This is a genomic window from Rhizobium sp. WCS2018Hpa-16 (assembly GCF_031843705.1).
Taxonomy (GTDB): Bacteria; Pseudomonadota; Alphaproteobacteria; order Rhizobiales; family Rhizobiaceae; genus Agrobacterium; species Agrobacterium tumefaciens_C.
Window position 1 is genome coordinate 159203 of the sequence record NZ_JAVTIX010000002.1, and the last position, 16026, is coordinate 175228.

At 57.5% G+C, this 16026-nt stretch carries 14 protein-coding genes; 5 read left to right on the top strand and 9 right to left on the bottom strand.

The features are described from left to right. The first annotated feature begins 89 nt into the window (after positions 1–89). Complete coding sequence (locus RQI55_RS06905; protein WP_243256833.1) at positions 90–1079, top strand: Ldh family oxidoreductase; 990 nt, start codon at positions 90–92, stop codon at positions 1077–1079. On the opposite strand, the gene phnN is transcribed toward RQI55_RS06905, so the two are convergent. The 9 genes from phnN to mepA form a co-directional block, all read right to left on the bottom strand. Next, positions 1080–1658, bottom strand: coding sequence for a phosphonate metabolism protein/1,5-bisphosphokinase (PRPP-forming) PhnN (gene phnN, locus RQI55_RS06910; protein ID WP_243256832.1), 579 nt, complete (start codon positions 1656–1658; stop codon positions 1080–1082). It abuts the gene before it with no gap. Then, entirely contained in the window at positions 1655–2791 is a 1137-nt protein-coding gene (locus RQI55_RS06915) for an alpha-D-ribose 1-methylphosphonate 5-triphosphate diphosphatase (protein ID WP_243256831.1), read from the bottom strand. The genes phnN and RQI55_RS06915 overlap by 4 nt, the downstream gene beginning before the upstream one ends. After that, on the bottom strand, positions 2788–3495 hold the full coding sequence (locus RQI55_RS06920) for a DUF1045 domain-containing protein (RefSeq protein WP_243256830.1): 708 nt from the start codon (positions 3493–3495) through the stop codon (positions 2788–2790). The genes RQI55_RS06915 and RQI55_RS06920 overlap by 4 nt, the downstream gene beginning before the upstream one ends. 438 nt (positions 3496–3933) lie before the next feature. Further along, a complete protein-coding gene (locus RQI55_RS06925; protein ID WP_243256829.1) occupies positions 3934–4569 on the bottom strand; it encodes a 2,3-bisphosphoglycerate-dependent phosphoglycerate mutase in 636 nt (211 codons plus the stop codon). Positions 4570–4593: 24 nt separating this feature from the next. Continuing rightward, positions 4594–5421, bottom strand: a complete 828-nt coding sequence (dapB, locus tag RQI55_RS06930; protein ID WP_243256828.1) for a 4-hydroxy-tetrahydrodipicolinate reductase — start codon at positions 5419–5421, stop codon at positions 4594–4596. A gap of 17 nt (positions 5422–5438) precedes the next feature. Further along, positions 5439–7223, bottom strand: coding sequence for an ABC transporter ATP-binding protein (locus RQI55_RS06935; protein ID WP_042616397.1), 1785 nt, complete (start codon positions 7221–7223; stop codon positions 5439–5441). A gap of 96 nt (positions 7224–7319) precedes the next feature. After that, complete coding sequence (locus RQI55_RS06940) at positions 7320–8336, bottom strand: glucokinase (RefSeq protein ID WP_243256827.1); 1017 nt, start codon at positions 8334–8336, stop codon at positions 7320–7322. 24 nt (positions 8337–8360) lie between these two features. Beyond that, positions 8361–8744 (bottom strand): methylglyoxal synthase, encoded by a 384-nt coding sequence (locus RQI55_RS06945; RefSeq protein ID WP_042616398.1) that lies wholly within the window; start codon positions 8742–8744, stop codon positions 8361–8363. Positions 8745–8835: 91 nt separating this feature from the next. Next, on the bottom strand, positions 8836–9894 hold the full coding sequence (gene mepA, locus RQI55_RS06950; protein WP_311272438.1) for a penicillin-insensitive murein endopeptidase: 1059 nt from the start codon (positions 9892–9894) through the stop codon (positions 8836–8838). Between the two features lie 184 nt (positions 9895–10078). On the opposite strand from mepA, the gene RQI55_RS06955 reads away from it, so the two are divergent. The 4 genes from RQI55_RS06955 (at position 10079) to RQI55_RS06970 (ending at position 15945) form a co-directional block, all read left to right on the top strand. Beyond that, positions 10079–11923, top strand: coding sequence for an extracellular solute-binding protein (locus RQI55_RS06955; RefSeq protein WP_243256825.1), 1845 nt, complete (start codon positions 10079–10081; stop codon positions 11921–11923). A gap of 145 nt (positions 11924–12068) precedes the next feature. Beyond that, the gene (locus RQI55_RS06960; RefSeq protein ID WP_042616254.1) at positions 12069–13160 is read left to right on the top strand and encodes a microcin C ABC transporter permease YejB; all 1092 of its coding nucleotides are present in this window, start codon (positions 12069–12071) and stop codon (positions 13158–13160) included. Then, entirely contained in the window at positions 13157–14299 is a 1143-nt protein-coding gene (locus tag RQI55_RS06965) for an ABC transporter permease (protein WP_409233700.1), read from the top strand. Before RQI55_RS06960 ends, RQI55_RS06965 begins: the two co-directional genes overlap by 4 nt. After that, positions 14296–15945: an ABC transporter ATP-binding protein gene (locus RQI55_RS06970; protein ID WP_243256823.1), complete on the top strand. Its 1650-nt coding sequence runs from the start codon at positions 14296–14298 to the stop codon at positions 15943–15945. Before RQI55_RS06965 ends, RQI55_RS06970 begins: the two co-directional genes overlap by 4 nt. Positions 15946–16026 lie beyond the last annotated feature (81 nt).

The window sequence follows — 16026 nt, forward strand, 5'->3', positions numbered from 1 at the left end:
GCGGGTCCACCTGTTTTCGCTGTTGCCATATGGCTTTCTGAAGCAGGAATGGGTTATGCCTGTTTCTTCATCGGGAAACAGTCATAGTCATGAAATTCAGCATTGAGCAGGCGGAAGAGCTGGTCTCTTCCATATTCGAGAAAAACGGCGTTCTGCCCCAAAATGCGCGATCTGTTGCCCGCGCCCTCATTGCAGCAGAGGCCGCAGGGCAGGGTGGGCACGGTATCCGCAGGCTTCCGGCCTATATCAGCCAGTTGCATGTCGGCAAGGTCGATGGAAAAGCCGAACCCGTTGTGACGCTGCTTCGTCCCGCCGTTCTGTCAGTGGATGCAGCTCACGGCTATGCTTACCCGGCTATCGACGCCGCCGTCGAGCGCCTTCCGGCGATTACCAAGGCGCAGGGGATTGCGCTTGCGGTGATTGGCCGGTCGCACCATGCGGGCGTCATGGCGCTAACGGTAGAGCGCTTCGCAGAATTGGGCCTTGTCGCTTTCATGGTCGCCAATGCACCGGCCTCCATGGCCCCCTGGGGTGGCATCAAGCCGCTTTATGGAACCAACCCAATAGCGTTTGCAGCCCCGATCGAGGGTGCCGATCCGCTGGTTATCGACCTCGCTCTGTCCAAGGTCGCGCGCGGCAAGATCATGGCTGCGCGTCAGAAGGGTGAGAGCATTCCCGATGATTGGGCGCTGGATGCCAACGGACGCCCGACCACTGACGCCGATGAAGCGATCAAAGGAACGATGGTGCCTGCGGGAGATGCCAAGGGTGCGGCACTTGCGCTGATGGTGGAGGTGATGGCCGCAGGACTGACGGGTGGCAACTTCGGTTTTGAAGCATCATCCTTGCTCGACGACACCGGCACAGCACCTTCGCTGGGTCACACCATCATCGCCATCGACCCGGCCATTGCGGGCGACTATATCTTCGCCCACCGGCTGGCCATGATGGCTGCCGAGATCGAGGGGCAGGACAATGTCCGGCTGCCGGGCCGCCGCAGCCAGGGCCTTCGCAGACAGTCGCTGGAGCAGGGCATCGTCATTGACGATGATATGATGACCCAGATCCGGGCGCTCTGATTATTGGCCGGAGCGGATGTGCTCATTCAGCAGCGCGGCGAAAGCCGCGCCTGATGTCTCCAGCGCGCCGCTATTGTCGATTGTCGTGACGTCGAAGTCACCGCAGACATCGAGCGAACTGCGCTGGAGCCGAAGAAGAATCTCTTCCCGGCTCTCGCGGCCCCGGCTTTCGAGCCGCGCGGCCAGAACATCCAGCCGTGCCACGACATTCACCACCTTCATAGTGGCGAAAACGGATTTGAACTGACCAAGGGCGGAGCGGGAACCGTTGGCAATAACGGTTTCGCCCCGCGCAAGCCTGTCGTTTACCGAGGCCGGTATGCCGTAGCTCAGGCCATGCGCCTGCCAGGATACGCAAAACTCTCTTGAAGCCAACCGGCGCGCAAATTCGGCCTCGCTGACAGCATCATGGTTTTCCCCACCCGCATCATGGCTTCGGGTAATGACGCGGCGGGCGAAATGGATGCCATCATGCGTTTCGAAACGGCGCGCGGCGAAGTCCATCAGCGTGTCTTTTCCCGCACCGCTCGGTCCGACCACGACAATCATGACGCCGGGGCGCTTGGAAATATTGCTCATGCAACGCGCCTGCCTTGCCGCCACACGCCTCTCACAACCGGCACATCTTCGTCGCGATGAACGCGGATGATATCGGCGCGCAGACCGGTGGCAATGCGGCCGCGATCTGATAGCCCAACCGTGCAGGCAGGCGTTGCCGTCACCATCGAAAGCGCCTTCGGAAGCGTCATGCCATCCACCTGATCGGCGAGAAGGAACGGCGCATAGAGAAGGCTGAAGGGCACATAGTCAGACGACAGAACGTCGAGAACGTCGAGTTCGGCCAGATCGCGAGCGGCAATATTGCCGGAATGGGATTTGCCGCGCACAATGTTGGGTGCGCCCATCAGCACGCTCATGCCTGCCCCATGCGATGCCTTGGCCGCTTCGACACTGGTCGGAAACTCGGCAAGCTTCACGCCGTGGCTGATCGCCTCATCGACATGGGCATGTGTTGCATCATCATGGCTGGCAATGGTGATGCCGCGCTTGAGGCATTGCTCAGAGAGATAGTCGCGATGTTTGCTGGAATATTTCGCCGATGCCGCGACGCGACGATCTATGAAGGCCTTGAAGACCTCATCGCTGAGGCCACGCTTCTTCTGATAAAAGACGATATACTGGTCCATGGTCTGGAACTGGCGCTGGCCCGGAGAGTGGTCCATGAGCGAAATCAGCTTCACCTGAGGGTCGTTTTCGAAGTCTTCGAAATGCTCAAGAACGTCTGATGAGGCGACCTCGCAGCGAAGGTGCAGAAGATGGTCGGCGCGCAGGCGGTTCTCGCTCTGCGCCTTTTCGATGGCATCGGCCATCTCGCGCATCTCGCCGCGTGCAAAGCCGCCATCCTCGTCGGAACCCAGGCGAAGGCAATCGAATACGGTGGTGATGCCGGATGATGCGACCTGCGCGTCATGGGCCTGAATAGCCGCCGTCTTGTTCCACGTCACACCCGGACGCGGCGAATAGTGCTGCTCCAGATGGTCGGTGTGTAGTTCCACAAGCCCGGCAATGAGGTAATCACCTTCGAAATTCTCACCAAGATGGGATGACCCAGCGCTGATATCGGAAATCAGCCCGTCTTTGACCAGCACGGAGCCTTCAATAATCTCGTTATCGAGCACGATGCGTGCATTGCTGAAAACCTGCTCGGTCATGGGAATACTTCTTTCTGGACGGAATTCTGGTGTTCATTAGCGTTCAAAAGCGGCAACCATGTGTGAACGCGGAACGGTTGGCCGCGTGCCGGTTCAACAAACAGGCCAAGGCCCGATATAGGCAGCAAACGATTGGTGAAATCGGAAAATTCGGCGTTGAGAACCTCAGACATATGCGCACGGTTCGATACGTCCACGGGTCCTGTCAGTGTCATGTGGAAGCGGAAATCGTCCATGACATGCGGATAGCCCCAATCCACCAGATTGCGCCTCTGGCTCTCGCTCAGATCCTGCGGCCTGCGCCTTGCGATATCAGCGTCGGAGAGGGGGGCGCGGAAGGACTCGAAATGCGTTACCACGTCAGCCGCAAAATTCTGGAGCGGCTGGTGCGTTTCGTCTGGCACGATTGCGAAGAATGGCCCGAGATTGCCGATGATGACCCTTGGGATATCGAAGGCATGACGGCTGCGGACAAAACTCTCCAGAGCTGCGAGAAGCTCATCCTCGTTGCGATCATCAGCAAGGGTAAACGGCGCTTTCAGCGTCGCGTGAAATCCATAGCGTCGCGGCTCTGCGGTTATTTCGGCATAGTCGCTGTGGTCGTTATGGATGGTGTCGGTAAAGGCATCACGCCCGAGCCAGCGGGAGGCTTTGCGGCTTAGCGCATCGTTTTCGGCGGGGGTAAAATAGATCGCGTAGCGCACTCAATCGCACTTTCAGCTATCCGCAGTGACGGAACTGTTGAGGTCATACGCCCTTGCCATGCAAGGCCGCAAGGGCCAACTAACCCTTTCGCGTGACGGAATGATGATGGGCTACCGGAATTTTCCACCTGCCAAGACGTTTGCTGGGGTCGAAATAGCGAGGAAACGCAACCGTTACCAGCATACATGCAACAGCGATGAAACTTCTTCAAGCTTTGCACGTTATATCTGCACAGTCATCACCAACCGAGGGAGTAAAGGCTAATGGAAATCGAAGTTATTATTGCGCTTTTCTTCGCTGTATTTGCCACGTCAAGCGTCGCGTGTGCTTATTGGTTTGGTGAACGTCGCGGTCTCTAAGCTCATGGATCGCAAAAATTATTTGGATCGTTAAAAGCGCTGGAACCTTGAAGGTCCAGCGCTTTTTTATTGGAATGGCTAGTGCGCTGCCGACATGTCGCCGAGAACTTCTTTCGAAGCAACTGTTGAATCTGCATTCAACTTGTAAACCATCGGCACGCCTGTCGCGAGATTGAGCTTCAGGATCTCTTCCTTGCTCAACTTGTCCAGCACCATCACCAACGAACGCAGAGAGTTTCCGTGAGCTGCTACCAGAACGGTTTCACCTCTCAAAACGCGGGGCAAAATCTCGGTCAGGTAATAAGGCCAAACGCGAGCGCCCGTGTCGCGCAGGCTTTCGCCGCCTGGAGGTGGAATGTCGTAGGACCGGCGCCAGATGTGAACCTGATCTTCGCCCCATTTTTCGCGGGCATCATCCTTGTTCAAACCGGAAAGATCGCCGTAATCACGCTCGTTCAGCGCTTCATCGCGAATGGTTTCGAGGCCGGACTGACCGACATTGTCGAGCACCATCTGGCAGGTTCTCTGGGCGCGGATCAGCGACGATGTATAGGCAACGTCGAATTTGATGCCGTAATCTGCAAGCGCCTTGCCGCCGGCATTGGCTTCCTGAACGCCGAGCTCCGTCAGGTCCGGGTCGCGCCAGCCGGTAAACAGGTTTTTCAGGTTCCAGTCACTTTGGCCGTGACGAACGAGGACGAGTGTTCCGCTCATATCGATTGCTCTCCCAGGGGTTGATTATGTGGCGTCAGCCAGACCGAGAACGTCCAGCATGGAGTAAAGGCCGGGCTTTTGATCCCTGGCCCAAAGGGCAGCGGAAACAGCGCCGCGTGCGAAAATGGACCGGTCGGCGGCGTGGTGGACGAGCGTAACCTGCTCACCTTCGCCTGCAAAAATAACGGAATGGTCACCGACGACAGAACCGCCGCGCAATGTTGCAAAACCGATTGTGCCGGTCTCGCGAGCGCCGGTATGGCCGTCACGAACGCGCACCGAGTTGGTCGAGAGGTCGATATCACGGCCTTGCGCTGCCGCCTCTCCCAAAAGGAGGGCTGTGCCGGAGGGAGCATCGACCTTATGCTTGTGGTGCATTTCCAGGATTTCGATATCCCAGTTTTTGCCATCGAGCGCCCGTGCAGCCTGCTTGGTCAAGACACCGAGCAGATTGACGCCAAGGCTCATATTGCCTGATTTGACCACTCTCGCATGACGAGCGGCGGCCTCGAAACGTGCCTCGTCCTCATTTGAGCAGCCTGTCGTTCCGATAACGTGGACAATGCGTGCCTGTGCGCTGAGCGTTGCAAATTCTACGCTGCTCTTTGGAGACGTGAAATCGATCACACCATCCGCATGGACGAAAGCCGCAAGCGCATCGCTTGTGACTGGAATACCGATAGGACCTAGCCCGGACAGTTCGCCCGCGTCGCGCCCAATGAAGGGCGAGCTTTCACGCTCGACGGCTGCGTGAAGTTCGACGCCCGGAGTTTCATGGATCACCCTTATAAGGGTCTGGCCCATGCGCCCGGCCGCGCCAACGACCACCAGTTTCATGACATTGTCGCTCATCGGGTCCTACCGTTGGTTCAAAGGGCGCGAACGCCCGTCGCCTGAAGATTGTTGAGACGTGCGTAAAGACCATCTTCCCGACGCGCAAGCGTCTCATGATCGCCCTCTTCCACGACAAGGCCTTCGTTCATCACGACGATCTTGTCAGCCTTGACTACGGTCGAAAGGCGGTGGGCAATGACAATGACCGTGCGACCGGACATTGCTGTGTCGAGGGCCTTCTGGACAACGGCCTCCGACTCGGTATCGAGCGCGGACGTGGCCTCATCCAGAAGAAGGATAGGGGCGTTACGCACCAGAGCACGCGCAATCGACAGACGCTGACGCTGGCCACCGGATAGCGACATGCCGTTTTCGCCAATGGGTGTGTCATAGCCCTGCGGCTGCGCCAGAATGAAGTCATGCGCATAGGCAAGCCTTGCCGCCTCTTCGATCTCGGCATCGGTCGCTTCAGGCCGTCCATAGCGAATGTTGTCGCGGATGCTTCCTTCGAAAAGGTAAGGTTGCTGCGAGACATAAGCGAGGTTCTGGCGCACCGAATGGGTCGTTACGTCAGCAATATCCTGCCCATCGACGAGGATCGAGCCGCTGCTTGGGTCATAAAACCGGGGAATAAGATTGATGATCGTCGATTTGCCAGCACCCGATGGTCCCACCAGAGCGGTCGTCTTGCCGCCTTCGGCAATAAAGCTGACGCCTTTCAGGATCGGCCCGCCTTCCTTGTAGGAAAATACGACATCCCGCAGTTCCACCGTCGCGACCGAGACCGCCAACGGCTGCGCGTTTGGCTTCTGTCTCTGGACAGGCTCCATGTCGAGAATTTCGTAGATCATCTGGGCGTTGACGACCGCACGTTCCAGCGAAATCTGCACACGGGCAAGACGACGTGCCGGGTCATAGGCCAGCAGAAGCGCCGTCACAAAGGCAAAGAAAGCGCCGGGGGGAACGTTATCGTAAATGGCGCGGTAGGCGGCATAGGCCAGAACGCCTGAGACGGCCAGACCGGCAATCGTTTCCGTCAAGGGCGCGCTTTTTTCGGTCAGCCGGGCAATGCGGTTGGCGCGCCATTCCGCCGAGTCGATCACCTTGTCGACGCGCTCTTCCAGCTGCTTTTCCATGGTGAAGGCTTTGACGATGGCGATGCCTTGCAGCGTTTCCTGCATGGCGCCCAAAACGCGGCTGTTGAGAACAACGGCATCACGCGTAACCTGTCGCAGACGCTTGGAAATATAGCGAAGCCCAAGAACGAGCGGTGGAACGATGAAGACGATGACGATGGACAGAACCGGGTCTTTGACGATCATCACGATTACGAGCGCAATGAAGGTCAGAAGGTCGCGGGCAACCGTTGTGACGGTGATGTTCATGACATCCCTGATACCACCGATATTCTGGCTGACCTGTGCTGCCAGATGGGCGGAGCGGGATTCGCTGAGATACCCAACCGACAACGTCATGAGGTGGGCATATAGCCGCTTCTGATAGCGCGCGACGATGTTGTTGCCGATTTTCGACAGCGCCACGGATTGGCCATATGTCGCAATGCCGCGAATGAAGAAGGCTGCGAAAATGGATGCGCAGATGATCCAGACCAAATCGGCCCGTCGGTTGACGAAGGCCTCGTTGATGATGGAATCCATGATCCAGGCGGTGAACGCTGTCGTGCCGGCAACGGTCAGCAGGCAGAAAATCGCAAATGCATAGCCCGGAATATGATCACGGGCATTTTCGGCAAAAATGCGCTTCAGGACTGATGTGATCGTATCGGTATCAACAAGTTGCCGTTTTTTGGCAGTCTTCAAGTGTTCATCCACCTTAAGCTGTTGCAGCGGACACGCCGCCTATTCAATCGGCGTCTATAGCCACTCAAGCCGGTTTTGACCAGTGCTGACGTTTTATCAGGCCTGCCAGCGCCTGCCGTCCAGTGTCAGACCAAAATCAGAGGGCGTGCGGGCATAGGCCGAAAGTCCCGCTAGCGCCGCCTGAGGATGGGTGACGACATGGGTGGGGATGCTGCGCATCAGCGCCTTGTGCGGTGCCTTGTCTTCGAATGCTGCGCGGAACGCCGGCAGTCTCAAGGCGGGAATGATCTTCTGCGATATGCCGCCGGCCAGATACACCCCGCCACGCGCCATGAAGATCAATGCCATATCGCCAGCGATGCGCCCAAGATAGGTGCTGAACAGCGAAAGCGTTTCCTGCGCTTGGCGGTCTTCGCCGCCGAGGCCCTTTGCAGTGACGTCCGCAGGATCGGAAAAGACGGGCGTGACGCCATCGGCAAGGCAGATAGCACGATAAAGATTGACGAGACCGCGACCACACAGGATCTGCTCACCCGCAATACGGCCTTCAATAGTGTCGAGATGCGGAAACACCTGATAGTCACGTGCGCTGCGTGGGCCGATATCCACATGGCCGCCTTCACCGGGGACGGGAAACCACATGTTACGGGCGTGGACCAGCCCCGCGACACCCAGGCCAGTGCCGGGTCCCAGAACGACGCGAGAGGCGATCATATCCGGACGCTGAGGCCCGATCGTTTCCCTGTCGTCGCTGCCCAAAGTCGCAATCGCCAAAGCCTGCGCTTCGAAATCATTGATAACAATAACATCTTTCAAGCCTAGATTGGCCAGCACCTCCTTGGGCTTCACAACCCAGTCACAATTGGTCAGCGGTATTTCGTCTGTCTCGATGGGGCCCGCGACGGCGAGGATTGCAGAGACGGGCAGCAATGATGTGTGATCCAGCACTGCGCTGCGGATGGCCTCGTCAATCGTCTTGAAATCGGCGGTCTTGACGCTGGTCAGCTGTGTCGGCTCGGATGTCGCATCCGGTACGATGCTGAAGCGCGCATTGGTGCCGCCGATGTCTCCGATGAGAATCGGAAAGGAAAGTGTGTCGGTCTGCGTGGACATCGCTGCTCCTGGGTCGCCGGCATTTTAGTGTTTTGAATGAAAATCGGTCAGCTGTTCGGCCGTGGCGCGGTTGAGGGCCATCGGAATATCATAGACGGTCGCAAGCCGCGTCAGAGCTTTTACGTCAACGTCATGGGGTTGGGAAGAGAGTGGGTCGATGAAGAAGATCAGCATATCCACATCGCCTGTCGCGATCATCGCGCCAATCTGCTGATCGCCACCCAGCGGGCCACTCTTCAGCCGCACCACGGACAATCCCGGACACGCATCCTGTATGCGCCCGCCGGTGGTACCCGTGGCGACAATTCTGAATTGCGAGAGTGCATCCTGATGCTGACGGGCAAAATCCGCCATGTCATCCTTCTTTTCGTCATGCGCGATCAAAGCGATACAGCGTTGCCCGGTCATTTGGTCTGCACCCCAGCCTTGGTCAGATGGCATCTTTAAATCGATTTGAAGCTTCTACAGCAACTTCGCACCGTTTGAAAAGCCGGAGGGTTCAATTCGATGAGGGCCGAGATGAAGGACGCGGGACATCAGCGGGCGGCACCGGTCCACCGGAGCCAAAACCTTGTGGAACGGCCTCCTGCAACTGCGGCTGAACGTAAGCGGGCGCGGGTGCGTTCTGGAGAGCACTGCTTGCCCTGCCAGCCGCAGGGGCTGCGGCGACGACCGCGCAGGCTTTCGGCAGATCAGAGACCATCATCGGGCGCGGCGGCTTTGGCGGCTTGGCGTTGGGGTCCTTCTTAGGGGCCGCCCAGGGTTCCTTGCTGAACCACCACGCCAAGGATTTATCGCAGCCTTCGCCCGCGCCCACGGGCGCCTGCGGCTTGCAGTTGGGCGCACCCGGCGGGCATTCCAGACGCACGTGGAAATGCTCATCATGTCCGTAGATCGGCCTGATCTTGCCCATGAATGTGCGGTCGCCCGTCCATGTCTGACACAGCTTCTGCTTGATGGCCGGGTTGACGAAGATGCGTTCCACCTGTGGATAGCTTGCCGCCATCATGACAAGTTTGGCATTGAGCGGCGACCATTTGCGATCATCCACAGTCAGGAATTTGCTTTTGTCGAGCATGGAAATGAAGGGGGTGCTCTCGCGCTGTTCGGCGCTCATGATCTGGTTTGGCATCTGCCGCCACCAAATATCGACATCAAGACCGATCTGATGTGAGGCATGACCCGTCAGCATCGGCCCGCCACGCGGCTGGGAAATGTCACCGATCAAAAGGCCCGGCCAACCGATCTTTTGTGCGTCCTGCGCGAAGCGTTCGATGAACGAGACCAATTGTGGTTGGCCCCAGCGGCGGTTGCGGGAAAGCCGCATGGCCTGAAAGCCTTGGCCCTCGGTTGGAAGCGCGACTGCCCCGGACTGGCAACCCTTGGCGTAGGAGCCGTAAGAGGCGGAGGGCCCGGCGGATGGCAGCGCCATATGGCCGAAAACCTGCTTGGCGGGTGCGTCCTGTGCAAAGGCGGAAACTGCATCCACTGCCATCATGGACATCGCCGTAAGTGCCAGGAGTGATGCCTTGCCCACGCCCCTTGAATGTTTTGCCATGTCGTCCGCCGCCTGCAATGCCTGAAATGATTCTCTTGGAAATATTACGCTGGAACGGGAATTTGGTGAAAGCATGTTTGCTGGATTTCGAAGCCATAAACCGCTTGTGAGGCAATCCCTCTATATTTTGCCAATGTTTGTCTTATTGTGCGCAGCAATGAAAAGTAAAAAGGACTGTCGCCCTATGGCATTGGCAAGGTTGAAATCCGGTTTGTTGGCTCTGGCTGCCCTGTCGTCCTTGGCTGCGCCGCTGTGCGCTGCAGCGCAGGACGGCGAAATTTGGCGCAGCGGGATTTCGACGGTTGGCGAGTTGAAACATCCCAAGGGCTTCAAACATTTCGACTATGTCAATCCTGATGCGCCCAAGAGTGGCACATTGCGTATGTCGGCCACCGGAACATTCGATACGCTCAATCCTCTTTTGGCCAAAGGTGAACTTGCAACCGGCGTCGGCGCTGTGTTCGAAACGCTGTTCAAATCCGCAGAAGAAGAGCTGTCTTCTTCCTATGGACTTTTGGCCGAAGGCGTGACGTTCCCCGAAGACATTTCCAAGGCGACGTTTCGCCTGAGGAAAGAAGCCACGTGGGCCGATGGCAAGCCCGTTACGCCCGCGGATGTCGTCTTCAGCTTCGAGAAGGCCAAGGATCTGAGCCCCCGGATGGCAACGATTTATGCGCATGTTTCCAAGGCTGAGGTGACGGGCGAACGCGATATCACCTTTTTCTTTGATGAAAAGGGCAATCGCGAGCTACCCCAGGTCGTCGGCCAACTGCTGATCGTGCCCAAGCATTGGTGGGAGGGCAATGGTCCCGATGGAAAGCCACGTGACATAACGCGCGGCACGCTGGAGCCGGTGATGGGCTCTGGTCCTTACAAGGTTTCAGCCCTCAATCCGGGCTCCACGATTTCCTTTGAACTGCGGGACGATTACTGGGGCAAGGACCTCAACGTCAATGTAGGTCAGAACAACTTCAAAACCATCACATACTCGTTTTTTGCCGATCAGGAAGTGCAGTTTCAGGCATTCAAATCTGGCAATATCGATTTCTGGCAGGAGCAATCATCCAGCCGTTGGGTCACCGGCTATGACATTCCCGCCGTCAAGGATGGGCGCATCAAGAAAGAACAGCTGCCCAACATCTACCGTTCTGTTGGCATCATGCAGGCCTTTGTGCCCAATGAGCGTCGCGAGAAGTTCCAAAACCCCAAGCTTCGTTTGGCGCTGAACTATGCGTTTGATTTCGAGGATCTGAACAAGACGCTGGCCTATGGCAGCTTTACGCGCATCAACAGCTTCTTCATGGGAAGCGAGCTTGCATCATCAGGACTTCCTGCTGGACGTGAACTGGAAATCCTGCAGGAGTTGAAGGATCAGGTTCCGCCAGAAGTCTTCACGCAGGAATATCGCAATCCAGTGGGCGGCGATCCGGCAAAACAGCGCGATAATCTGCGTGAGGCCGTCAAGCTCATGAAAGAGGCGGGCTATGAGCTGCGAGGCAATCGCATGGTCAACGCCAAGAACGGCCAGCAACTCGATATCGAGTTTTTGATCGCTTCCGCAGGCATGGAACGCACCATTCTCCCCTTTATCCAGAACCTGAAAAAGATCGGGGTCAATGCCACGATCCGCACAGTCGATGCGTCACAATTTACCAACCGTCAGCGCAGCTTCGATTATGATGTCGTTGTCAAGTTGTGGGCGACCTTACCCAACCCCGGAAACGAGCAGGCAGACTTTTGGGGATCGGCTGCTGCCGATCGCCAGGGCTCAAGCAATCTTGCCGGCATCAAAAACCCGGCGGTAGATGCGCTCGTGCGAAAGGTCATCTTCGCGCCCAATCGCGATGAACAGGTGGCGGCTGCCAGAGCGCTTGATCGGGTTCTGCTGTTCAACCACTATGTTATTCCACAATTCTACAAGGGCGAGTTGAACCTGGCCTACTGGAATACGATTGTTCGCCCGGAAAATCTCCCTGAGTACGGCATCGGTTTTCCCGATGCCTGGTGGTCTGCGACCGCGGCAAAATAATGCGGGCCTTGCTTTATAAGCCAAGCCTTGATTCACATGAGCCATTACGAATCACGCTGCCTGCGGTAGAGACCGCAGGCCCGAAAGGAAACGGTTTGACGAAGCCGATGACATCAAGACCTCGTGCCATGTCGGGACGCGCCTGATGGGAGCCTATATTCTGCGGCGTCTTGCCCTGATGATACCGACCATCATCGGCATCATGGGCATTTCCTTTCTCGTCATCCAGTTTGCGCCGGGTGGACCGGTGGAGCAGGTCGTTGCCCAGCTTTCGGGCTCCGGAGACAGCGCTTCCGACCGTCTGTCTGGCGGCGGCGACCTTATGGGGCAGGGCGGTCTGGATGAAAGCGGATCGAAATATCGCGGTGCGCAAGGGCTTGATCCGGAACTGATCGCCAAGCTCGAAAAGCAGTTCGGTTTCGACAAGCCGCCGCTGACCCGCTTCCTCGACATGATGTGGAATTACATCCGCTTTGATTTCGGCGACAGCTTCTTCCGCAATTCCTCCGTCATCGACCTCATCATCGACAAGCTGCCGGTCTCCATCTCGCTCGGTTTCTGGATCCTGATCATCTCCTACGCCATCTCCATCCCGCTCGGCATCAAGAAAGCCGTTTCCGATGGCTCAACATTCGATGTGTGGACATCGGGCATCGTGATCGTCGGCTATGCGGTGCCGAGCTTCCTGTTCGGCATTCTCCTGATCGTGGTGTTTGCGGGCGGCTCGTTCTTCGACTGGTTCCCGTTGCGCGGATTGACGTCTGATAATTTCGCCGAACTGTCATGGTGGCAGAAGATCATCGACTATTTCTGGCACTTAGCCCTGCCGCTGACGGCGCTTGTTCTCTCAGCCTTTGCGACAACGACACTTCTGACCAAGAACTCCTTCATCGATGAAATCAAGAAGCAATATGTGGTGACGGCGCGCGCCAAGGGCCTGTCGGAAAACAAGGTGCTGTACGGTCATGTCTTCCGCAATGCGATGCTGATCGTGATCGCCGGTTTCCCCGGCGCCTTCATCTCGGCCTTCTTCACCGGCTCGCTTCTGATCGAGAACATCTTCTCGCTCGATGGCTTGGGACGATTGGGCTATCTGTCCATCGTCAACCGGGATTATCCGATCGTGTTCGGAACGCTGTTCATCTTCTCGCTCATGGGTCTGGTGGTTAGCCTGATATCCGACATGATCTACACCTGGATCGACCCGCGCATCGATTTTGACCGGAGGGATGTGTGATGACCATTGCTGCTCCCGCCCCAGCCGATGCACCACAGAAGCGTCCCTTTTTCTCCCCGACGAGCGTGCGGCGCTGGCAGAATTTCAAGGCCAACCGTCGAGGTTACTGGTCGTTCTGGCTGTTCCTGCTGATATTCGGATTGAGCCTGTTTGCCGAGTTTCTGGCCAATGACAAGCCGATCATCGCCTCCTACAAGGGCGAGATTCTGGTGCCTGTGATGGTGGATTACCCGGAGGAGAAATTTGGCGGCTTTCTGGCCCAGACCGATTACAAATCATCCTTTATTCAGGATGAGATCAACGCCAATGGCTGGATGATCTGGCCGCCGATCCGCTATTCCTACCAGACCGTCAACTCCAATATTCCGCATTCGGCCCCGACGCCGCCCTTCTGGCTGATGGATGAGCAGCAGCGTTGCTCGGCCTATCCGCAAGGGGCAGCCGATCCCGGCTGTACGCTTGGCAATCTCAACTGGCTGGGCACGGACAATCAGGCGCGCGATGTGGCCGCCCGCGTGATCTATGGCTTCCGTATCTCGGTGCTGTTCGGGCTGGCGCTGACCATCGCTTCTGCCATTGTCGGTGTGACCGCCGGTGCCGTGCAGGGCTATTTCGGTGGCTGGACGGACCTTCTGATGCAGCGCTTCATCGAGATCTGGTCATCCATGCCGGTGCTTTACATTCTGCTCATCATCGCCGCCATTCTACCGCCCGGCTTCTTCATTCTGCTTGGCATCATGCTGTTGTTCTCATGGGTCGGTTTTGTGGGCATCGTGCGCGCCGAGTTTCTGCGCGCCCGAAACTTCGAATATGTCAATGCCGCACGCGCTTTGGGGGTTGGCAATGGCACCATCATGTATCGCCACCTTCTGCCCAATGCCATGGTGGCAACGCTGACCTTCCTGCCGTTTATCCTGTCCGGATCGATCACCACCCTGACCTCGCTCGATTTCCTGGGCTTTGGAATGCCGCCCGGCTCTCCATCGCTTGGCGAGTTGATTGCGCAGGGCAAGAACAACCTTCAGGCTCCATGGCTGGGCCTCACGGCCTTCTTCACCATGTCGATCATGCTGTCCCTGCTGATTTTCGTCGGCGAAGCCGTGCGTGATGCCTTCGATCCGCGAAAGACCTTCCGATGAGTGCCATGACGGACCAGATGACAACGCCGCTTCTTTCCGTCCGTGACCTTTCCGTCGCCTTCCATCAGGGCGGCAAGGAAACCGTGGCTGTTGATAACGTGTCGTTCGATATCATGCCCGGTGAAGTCGTGGCGTTGGTGGGTGAGTCGGGTTCCGGCAAATCGGTGACCGCGAACTCTATCCTGAAGCTGCTGCCTTACCCCGCCGCAAGCCATCCCTCCGGCGAGATATTGTTCGAAGGCAAGGATTTGCTGAACGCCTCGATGCGTGAGCTGCGCTCTGTGCGCGGCAACGACATCACTATGATCTTTCAGGAGCCGATGACCTCGCTCAATCCGCTTCACAGCATTGAGCGGCAGATCGGAGAGATCCTTGAGCTTCATCAGGCTCTATCGGGGGGCGAGGCGCGTAAACTCATTCTGGAACTGTTGTTGCAGGTCGGTATTCGTGAGCCGGAAAAGCGATTGAAGGCCTATCCGCACGAGCTTTCCGGCGGCCAGCGTCAGCGCGTGATGATTGCCATGGCACTCGCCAACCGCCCGAAGCTGCTGATTGCCGATGAGCCGACGACAGCACTCGACGTCACCGTGCAGGCCCAGATCCTCGAACTTCTGGGCAATCTGAAGAACCAGCATGGCATGTCCATGCTGTTCATCACCCATGATCTCGGCATTGTGCGAAAATTCGCAGACCGTGTCTGCGTCATGACCAAGGGTCAGATTGTGGAAACCGGCACGGTCGCGCAGGTCTTTAATGATCCGCAGCACGCCTATACGCGCCATCTTCTGGCAGCGGAGCCAAAGGGTGAGCCGCCGCATTCCGATAGCAGCAAGCCTGTTGTCATGCAGGGCGATGACATCAAGGTCTGGTTCCCGATCAAGGCGGGCCTGATGCGCAGGGTCGTGGATCACGTCAAGGCGGTGGATGGCATCGATATCACCCTGCGGGCAGGGCAGACGGTGGGCGTGGTTGGAGAATCCGGTTCGGGCAAGACAACGCTTGGTCTGGCTCTATCACGGCTGATTGCATCCAAGGGTCGCATCTCCTTTCTCGGCCAGTCCATCGAAGGCTATTCCTATTCGATGATGAAGCCACTCAGAAACCGGCTTCAGGTGGTGTTTCAAGACCCCTATGGCTCGCTCAGCCCACGCATGTCGGTGGGCGAAATCATTGCCGAAGGTCTGCGGGTACATGAGAAATCCCTGTCTGCGGATGAGCGGGACCGGCGCGTGGCGCAGGCTTTGGACGAGGTGGGGCTGGATACAGCAACACGCTGGCGCTTCCCGCATGAGTTTTCCGGCGGCCAGAGGCAGCGCATCGCCATTGCCCGCGCCATGGTGCTGAAACCCCGTTTCGTGATGCTGGACGAGCCGACATCGGCGCTCGACATGAGCGTGCAGGCGCAGGTGGTGGACCTGTTGCGTGACCTGCAGGCGAAACACGATCTGGCCTATCTTTTCATCAGCCACGACCTGAAGGTTGTGAAAGCCCTTGCCAACGACATGATTGTCATGCGCCACGGCAAGGTGGTGGAGAGCGGCCCGGCCAAGACCATCTTTGAGGCGCCAGCCCAAGACTACACCCGCGCACTGATGGCGGCTGCCTTCAATATCGAGGCGGTGGAGACGGCTGCGGTCAGCGAATAGGGATTTTCAAGAACAGGCTGGCCTTCTGCGCTCAGCCCACGTACGATGTGGTATCAACGTGGGAAACAATGAGGCGTAATG

Excerpts from the sequence above, each read along its gene's own strand:
- RQI55_RS06905 (WP_243256833.1), top strand. The coding sequence starts at position 90 with ATGAAATTCAGCATTGAGCAGGCGGAAGAGCTGGTCTCTTCCATATTC.
- phnN (WP_243256832.1), bottom strand. The coding sequence starts at position 1,658 with ATGAGCAATATTTCCAAGCGCCCCGGCGTCATGATTGTCGTGGTCGGA.
- RQI55_RS06915 (WP_243256831.1), bottom strand. The coding sequence starts at position 2,791 with ATGACCGAGCAGGTTTTCAGCAATGCACGCATCGTGCTCGATAACGAG.
- RQI55_RS06925 (WP_243256829.1), bottom strand. The coding sequence starts at position 4,569 with ATGAGCGGAACACTCGTCCTCGTTCGTCACGGCCAAAGTGACTGGAAC.
- dapB (WP_243256828.1), bottom strand. The coding sequence starts at position 5,421 with ATGAGCGACAATGTCATGAAACTGGTGGTCGTTGGCGCGGCCGGGCGC.
- RQI55_RS06940 (WP_243256827.1), bottom strand. The coding sequence starts at position 8,336 with ATGTCCACGCAGACCGACACACTTTCCTTTCCGATTCTCATCGGAGAC.
- RQI55_RS06945 (WP_042616398.1), bottom strand. The coding sequence starts at position 8,744 with ATGACCGGGCAACGCTGTATCGCTTTGATCGCGCATGACGAAAAGAAG.
- mepA (WP_311272438.1), bottom strand. The coding sequence starts at position 9,894 with ATGGCAAAACATTCAAGGGGCGTGGGCAAGGCATCACTCCTGGCACTT.
- RQI55_RS06955 (WP_243256825.1), top strand. The coding sequence starts at position 10,079 with ATGGCATTGGCAAGGTTGAAATCCGGTTTGTTGGCTCTGGCTGCCCTG.
- RQI55_RS06960 (WP_042616254.1), top strand. The coding sequence starts at position 12,069 with ATGGGAGCCTATATTCTGCGGCGTCTTGCCCTGATGATACCGACCATC.
- RQI55_RS06970 (WP_243256823.1), top strand. The coding sequence starts at position 14,296 with ATGAGTGCCATGACGGACCAGATGACAACGCCGCTTCTTTCCGTCCGT.